At 58.2% G+C, this 6607-nt stretch carries 6 protein-coding genes and 1 pseudogene; 1 reads left to right on the plus strand and 6 read right to left on the minus strand.

Features of this window, described 5'->3' with window-relative positions; translation table 11 throughout:
• Positions 1–88: 88 nt before the first annotated feature.
• Positions 89–1516, minus strand: a complete 1428-nt coding sequence (gene argH, locus ACM6IQ_RS15515; protein ID WP_017339040.1) for an argininosuccinate lyase — start codon at positions 1514–1516, stop codon at positions 89–91.
• Between the two features lie 307 nt (positions 1517–1823).
• On the opposite strand from argH, the gene ACM6IQ_RS15520 reads away from it, so the two are divergent.
• Entirely contained in the window at positions 1824–2795 is a 972-nt protein-coding gene (locus ACM6IQ_RS15520) for a LysR family transcriptional regulator (RefSeq protein ID WP_017339039.1), read from the plus strand.
• On the opposite strand, the gene ACM6IQ_RS15525 is transcribed toward ACM6IQ_RS15520, so the two are convergent.
• The 5 genes and pseudogenes from ACM6IQ_RS15525 to ACM6IQ_RS15545 form a co-directional block, all read right to left on the minus strand.
• Positions 2740–3342, minus strand: coding sequence for a GNAT family N-acetyltransferase (locus ACM6IQ_RS15525; RefSeq protein WP_414879250.1), 603 nt, complete (start codon positions 3340–3342; stop codon positions 2740–2742). The genes ACM6IQ_RS15520 and ACM6IQ_RS15525 overlap by 56 nt on opposite strands.
• On the minus strand, positions 3332–4222 hold the full coding sequence (locus ACM6IQ_RS15530) for a hypothetical protein (RefSeq protein WP_414879251.1): 891 nt from the start codon (positions 4220–4222) through the stop codon (positions 3332–3334). The genes ACM6IQ_RS15525 and ACM6IQ_RS15530 overlap by 11 nt, the downstream gene beginning before the upstream one ends.
• 229 nt (positions 4223–4451) lie before the next feature.
• Positions 4452–4748 carry a hypothetical protein gene (locus tag ACM6IQ_RS15535; protein WP_414879252.1) on the minus strand — a complete coding sequence of 99 codons (297 nt, stop codon included), beginning with the start codon at positions 4746–4748 and terminating at the stop codon, positions 4452–4454.
• Between the two features lie 95 nt (positions 4749–4843).
• Positions 4844–5974, minus strand: a complete 1131-nt coding sequence (locus ACM6IQ_RS15540) for a hypothetical protein (protein WP_414879253.1) — start codon at positions 5972–5974, stop codon at positions 4844–4846.
• Positions 5958–6607 (minus strand): annotated as a pseudogene (locus ACM6IQ_RS15545) (hypothetical protein); the annotation flags it as partial. The gene ACM6IQ_RS15540 and the pseudogene ACM6IQ_RS15545, both read right to left, overlap by 17 nt.

Raw genomic sequence — 6607 nt, forward strand, 5'->3', positions numbered from 1 at the left:
CGATTGCGGTGTGTCAATCAGCGAATGCTTGTCAGACAGAGCCAAATCGCTGGCAGGCTAGCTCCCACAGGGTTATGCGTGGCGGCCGTTAGAGACGGAAGCCCTGATAGTTCTCGGTCCATTGCTGCTGCGCCGCGAGGGCGGTCTTCAACCGACCGATCTGCTCGCGCACCTGCTGCGGTGCGGTACCGCCCCAGCCACTGCGAGCGGCGATGGCGGCTTCGAGGGTCAGGCTGTCGCGCACTTCCGGGGTGAGTCGCGGATCGATCTCGGCCAGCAGCGCAGGGGACGCTTCCCACAATTCGATGTCGTGCTTCTCACAGGCCTGAACCAGCGCGCCGGTGATTTCATGGGCCTCCTTGAACGGCACGCCACGCATCGCCAGCCAGTCGGCCACTTCGGTGGCCAGGGTGAAACCGAGCGGTGCCTGACGCCGCAATTCTTCGACGTTGACCTTCATGGTCGCGACCATTCCGGCCATCGCCGGCAGCACCAACAGCAAGGTGTCGACGCTGTCGAGCACGCCGTTCTTGTCTTCGCTCAAGTCGCGGTTGTACGACAGCGGCAGGGATTTCAACGTCGAGAGCAGGCCGGTGAGGTTGCCGATCAGACGGCCAGCCTTGCCCCGGGCCAGTTCGGCAATGTCCGGGTTTTTCTTCTGCGGCATGATCGAGCTGCCGGTGGCGTAGGCATCATCCAGGGCGACCCAGCGAAATTGCCGCGACGACCACAGGCAGAATTCTTCTGCGAGGCGGGAAATATTGATGCCCAGCATGCTGGCGATAAACAGGAACTCGGCGACGTGATCGCGGCTGGCCACGGCATCGATGGAGTTTTCGCAAACGCCGCTGTAGCCCATTTCCTTGGCCGATTGTTGCGGCAGACGTGCGATGGCGGAACCTGCCATGGCGGCGGCACCCAGCGGCGACAGCGAGGTGCGAACGTCCCAGTCCACCAGGCGTTGTACGTCACGCAGCATCGATTGCGCGTGAGCCAGCAGGTGGTGAGCGAAGACGATCGGCTGCGCTTGCTGCAAGTGGGTGAAGCCCGGGCAGATGCTTTCGATGTGTTGCTCGGCCTGATCCACCAGCGCCTGTTGCAGGGCCAATACTTCAACGGCGAGGGTGCGCACGTGGTCACGCAGGAACAGACGCAGGTCATTGGCGGTCTGGTCGTTGCGCGAGCGGCCAGCGCGCAGTTTGCCACCCAAGGCGCCGAGGCGCTCGGTCAGCAAGCGTTCGATAAAGGTGTGGACATCTTCGTCGTCGAGGGTGGGCGCGATGCTGCCGGCGTTGAAGTCAGCACCGATACCTTCCAGCGCGGCGAGCATGGTCAGGGTTTCCTGCTCGCTCAACAGCCCGGCGCGTTGCAGTTCACGGGCATGGGCCTTGGAACCGGCGAGGTCGTACGGGGTGAGACGAAAATAGCGCTCGGGGCAACGGGACAGGGCCGCCAGGGCTTCGGATGGGCCGCTTTTGAAGCGAGCACCCCAGAGACGGTCGGTGGTTTGAGACATTGTTGTTTTCCTCGTCGGTAAAGCGAACTGAAATCGGTGTGCCGGGCCGCAAACACCCGCCGCAAATCAATGGGGCGTGGTCAGGCCTGTTCAATATTCAAGGGCAGGGGAAAAGCGCAGTTGCGTCAATGCGAGAGCTGATCGAAGTGTCAGCTTTTAATGGTTCGAAATCAGTGAGTTGGCACTGAAGTACGGAGATTATTAGCGGTTGCCAAGCCTGGTTTTCTGTGTTCATTATTATTGGCCAGCTATGTTTTTGTTGTTGGGCACAGGTTGTTGAATAGCGCGCCAGAGGTAAATAAGCATTATGGAAACCCCACTTTCCAATTCCGGAAACCCCGCGCCAAAACCGGTGCAGCGGGCACCGTTGGCCCTCAGCGGACTGGATTTCAAACTGCTCAAAGTGTTCAAGGCCGTGGTCGAGGCCGGTGGTTTCAGCGCGGCGCAGAACGAGCTGAATGTGGGGCTGGCCGCCATCAGCAAACAGATATCCGACCTCGAGATCCGCATCGGCATGCGCCTGTGTACCCGAGGCCGCGAGGGTTTTCATCTGACCGAAGAAGGTCGTCTGGTGTATCAGGCGTCGATTGATTTATTTGCCTCGGTCGACAACTTTCGTGATCGGCTTAGTTCAGCGCAGAACGAACTTGTTGGCGACCTTGGTGTGGGCGTTATTGACAATACTATTTCCGATGTTAATTCGCCGTTAGTTGCAGCGCTTAAACGAATAAATGAAACGTCACCGAAAGTAAGGTTTCAACTTCAGTCGTCGCAGCTGGATGAAGTGGAAAGAGGCGTCGTAGAGGGACGGTTAGTGGCTGGTATCGTTCCTGTTTATCAGAAACGTGAAGAGTTCGATTATTACGCGTTGTATGAAGAACGCTCGGAGGTTTACTGTGCGGTGGGTCACCCGTTGTTCGCGGTGCCGGAGACAGAAATCAACAGCGAGGTGCTCAAGGATTACGAGTGCATCAACCACCGCTACGCGATCCACCGCGACAAATTGAATTTTGCCCGGTATGACAGCTTTTCGGCCTCGGCCACCCAGGTGGAAGCCGTGGCGTTGCTGATCAAGACCGGGCGCTTCGTCGGTTTTCTACCGCAGCATTACGCCGCTTCAATGGTCGCCCAAGGGCAATTTCGCGCGGTACGCCCCGACCTGATTCATATCAGCACGCCGTTCAATCTGATCCTGCGACACAACACCGTGCGCAGTCCGCTGGTCAAGGCGTTCGCCCAGGCGATGGGGGTTGATTTGAAGGCCCCGGTTCAAGGTTGAAGCGCATCGCGCAACGGCGTCCACCGGGTAATCCGTGAGCGATTTCGTCGTTTAATACCCGGGTTAATCGCGGTCCTGTTTCAGCCGGGCTCAATGTTGCGAAGCCCATGCGCCGATAAAACAGTTCATTCCAGGGCAAGTCGCGAAACGTGGTCAAAGTCAGACCGGCGAGTTCTTGCCGGCGAGCGTATGAAACTGCGGCTAACAGCAACTTTCGCCCGATGCCCCGGCCCTGAAAGGGCTGGCTGACGGACAGTTCCTGAATATGCAGTTGGTTGTCGACTTCCACCGCGCTGAGAAACCCTGCAAGTGCACCCTCGGCCGATTGCGCCACCCAAACCGGTCCGGTCTTTATCGCCTGTTGATGGTGTTCGGCATCGGGCACCGGGCTGTCGGCCAGCCAGGCCAATGAAGGGTCGCCGCGAAACAATTGAGCAGCGCTACGTTCGATGTCGGGGAGGGCGGGCGCGTCGGTAACCAGGGCGCGGCGCACAATAATCGTCAAGTCTGTCACGGGGTAGATACCATCTTGATTTTCAGCGCTCATGCGCGGTGTTTTCGGTCGAATTCAAGCGCTGCACCTCGGCAAAAATCTCGGTGATCGGGCGTCGCGGTTGGCGTTTATGCAGAGTGCGGACCTGATCGCTCAGGCGTAGCAGTTCTTCACTCGGTTTCGCCCATTGTTCCTTTGGCAACGGCTCGGACCACTGGCGCAACACTTCGGGCATGGCCTGCGGGGCCATTTTCTGGAGGCGGCGGATTTCCCATTCGGTCAGGTGGTTGGGAATCGTCCACAGGGTCATGACGTGGTACAGGTACCAGAAGAAGCCAGAGACTCGACCCCGTTGGCCGTCGCGGATTTGCTGATGCATGCGTGCGCGAGCGTTGTGGAAGGTGTGCAGGCCTTCGTGGGGGGGATCGTCGGGGCCTTGCAGGTCTTGCGGGTCCTGAATGGATTTGAGGTCGTGGATTTCGTATTCCATGTAACCGCGGATGGCTTCCCAGTGGCTGATGGCCAGGGAAAGGCCGAAGCAGGGAAATTCGACGCTGGTCAGGGTTTCGCCGTGCTGGAAACCGATGCCCATGCCGTATTGGCGGTGGATGCCGTATTGGGTCGCGCCTTGGGCTTCGATGACCCAGGCGGAGAGCGATTCCCAGGGGACGAAGAGCGGTTCGGTGGCGCCTTCGGGCATGAAGCAGACTTCGCGGCGTTGGCGGTTGAAGCGGGTGGGGACGATGGTGGCGCGTTTGTTGTGATAGTGGAGCCAAGTGCAGAAGAGGATCGCCAACGCAGAGAAGCCGGTTATTAGGGCTATTCCGTAGGACGCATAGAAGATCCCTTCGATGGAATCTCTAGTATCTTCCCAGCTATATCCAAGTACGAGTCCAAGGAAGCCGCCGATTAGCGGAAAGAGGAACGCGATCATGACGGCTCCGCTGAAGGGCCCGCCCAGTAAGAACTGCCATGAAAACACCTGAGGTGAACCCAGCCCGAAGTCCATGTACGCGTCATTTAGTTCCCCGATATGAGGGGCATGCGGTGGCAACGCTGTCGGCAATGGCAACGGCGCGAGATAAGTAATTCTCCCACTGGGAAACGGCTCAACATCTCCGGCTTTTCGGGATTGCTCAAGGTGCGGGGAAGGCAGAGGCACATCAATCTTGGTGGGCATGGTCGGCCAGCTCCAGCAGATGGGTTTCAACCAGCAACAACGGTGGATGCTCGGTAACGGATTGACGGGGCAACGCAGGAAAATGGTCCCTACCGCGCGGGTTGAGGTGAATAACGTCTATCAGCGATTCCCACACCCCTTTGGCGTTCAAGGTCTGTAAGCAGACCGCCAGCTCCAGTGTTTCGGAGGCCGGGGTAAATTCAGAATCAGGATCCACGGGATACTGCAGGCATAACACCAGACGGTCGGGTCCTGTTTGCACGATGCGCAGGCTGGCCATGATTTCCTCGCTGATGACGTCCTTGCGTTCTCGCAGCGTCCTACGGCTGTGGAGAGGAATGGCAATGCGGTGGGCGCGGGCATTGAATACACAACTCATGTGCGACGTTTGTCGGTCGGAGTTAAACGCTGCACTTGCGCAAAGATCTCGGTGATCGGGCGTCGCGGTTGGCGTTTATGCAGGGTGCGGACCTGATCGCTCAGGCGTAGCAGTTCTTCACTCGGTTTCGCCCATTGTTCCTTTGGCAACGGCTCGGACCACTGGCGCATCACTTCGGGCATGGCCTGCGGGGCCATTTTTTGAAGGCGGCGGACTTCCCATTCGGTCAGGTGGTTGGGAATCGTCCACAGGGTCATGACGTGATACAGGTACCAGAAGAAGCCAGATACTCGACCCCGTTGGCCGTCGCGGATTTGCTGATGCATGCGTGCGCGGGCGTTGTGGAAGGTGTGCAGGCCTTCGTGGGGTGGGTCGTTCGGGCCTTCCAGGTCTAGCGGGTCCTGAATGGATTTGAGGTCGTGGATTTCGTATTCCATGTAACCGCGGATGGCTTCCCAGTGGCTGATGGCCAGCGAAAGACCGAAGCAGGGAAATTCGACGCTGGTCAGGGTTTCGCCGTGCTGGAAACCGATGCCCATGCCGTATTGGCGGTGGATGCCGTATTGGGTCGCGCCTTGGGCTTCGATGACCCAGGCGGAGAGGGATTCCCAGGGGACGAAGAGCGGTTCGGTGGCGCCTTCGGGCATGAAGCAGACTTCGCGGCGTTGGCGGTTGAAGCGGGTTGGGATGATTTCGGCGCGTTTGTTGTGGTTGTGATGCCAGACGCCGAGGCCGATTGCCAGCGTGGAAAATCCGGTAACTAAGGCGTATCCATAGATCGCGAAGAATAAATCAATGACAAACTCCCATGTGTATGCGAAGTCATATCCGAACATAAGGCCCATGCAGCCAATTGCTAGTGGGATTAGGAAAGTGATCATGAAAGCACCACTGAATGGTAAGCCTAGAGTCATCTGCCACATAAAGACTTGCGGTGATCCCAGCCCGAAGTCCATGTACACCTCATTCAGTTCCCCGATATGCGGACCATGCGGCGGTATCGCTGTCGGTAATGGCAACGGTGCAAGATAGGTAATCTTCCCACTGGGAAACGGTTCCACATCTCCGGCTTTTCGGGGTTGCTCAAGGTGTGGCGCAGGCAGGGCGCTTTCAAGGTTGGTGGGCATGGTCGGCCAGCTCCAGCAAATGGGTTTCAACCCGCAACAGCGGTGGATGCTCGGTAACGGTTTGAGTGGCCAACGCCGGAAAGCGGCCTTCACCCCGAGGGCTCAGGCGAATGACCCGAATGCGAGAAACCCACACGCCCTTGGCATTCAGGGTCTGGATACAGACGGCCAGTTCTAGCGTTTCGGAGGCAGGAGTAAATTCAGAGTCTGGGTCCACGGGATACTGCAGGCACAGCACCAGCCGGTCGGGTCCTGCTTGCACGATGCGCAGGTTATCCGTGATTTCCTCGCTGATGACGTCCTTGTGTTCTCGCGGCGTGCCGCGACTGTGGAGGGGAACGGACAGACGATGGGCGCCAATCCCCAGGCGATGAGTCGGTTGACCGTTCAGGGGCGGTTGAAAGTCGTTGAGCTTGAGTCCTGGCAACACCAGATGAATGTCTTTGGGCTTGGCCTTTAACAGCAGCTCTTTCATCCAGGAGTCATGCTTGTTCGGGCCCAGTTGCACATACGGAGCGTGAAGCAAATAAGCCAGATAACTTTGATATTCATCAAGGGTATGGTCGCCGCGATGATCCGTATCCAGACTCCAGGGCGTGGTTATCAGCCATTTATCATGAGCGCTAAGGTTGT

This window comes from Pseudomonas sp. IT-P100 (assembly GCF_949767185.1).
Taxonomy (GTDB): Bacteria; Pseudomonadota; Gammaproteobacteria; order Pseudomonadales; family Pseudomonadaceae; genus Aquipseudomonas; species Aquipseudomonas fluorescens_B.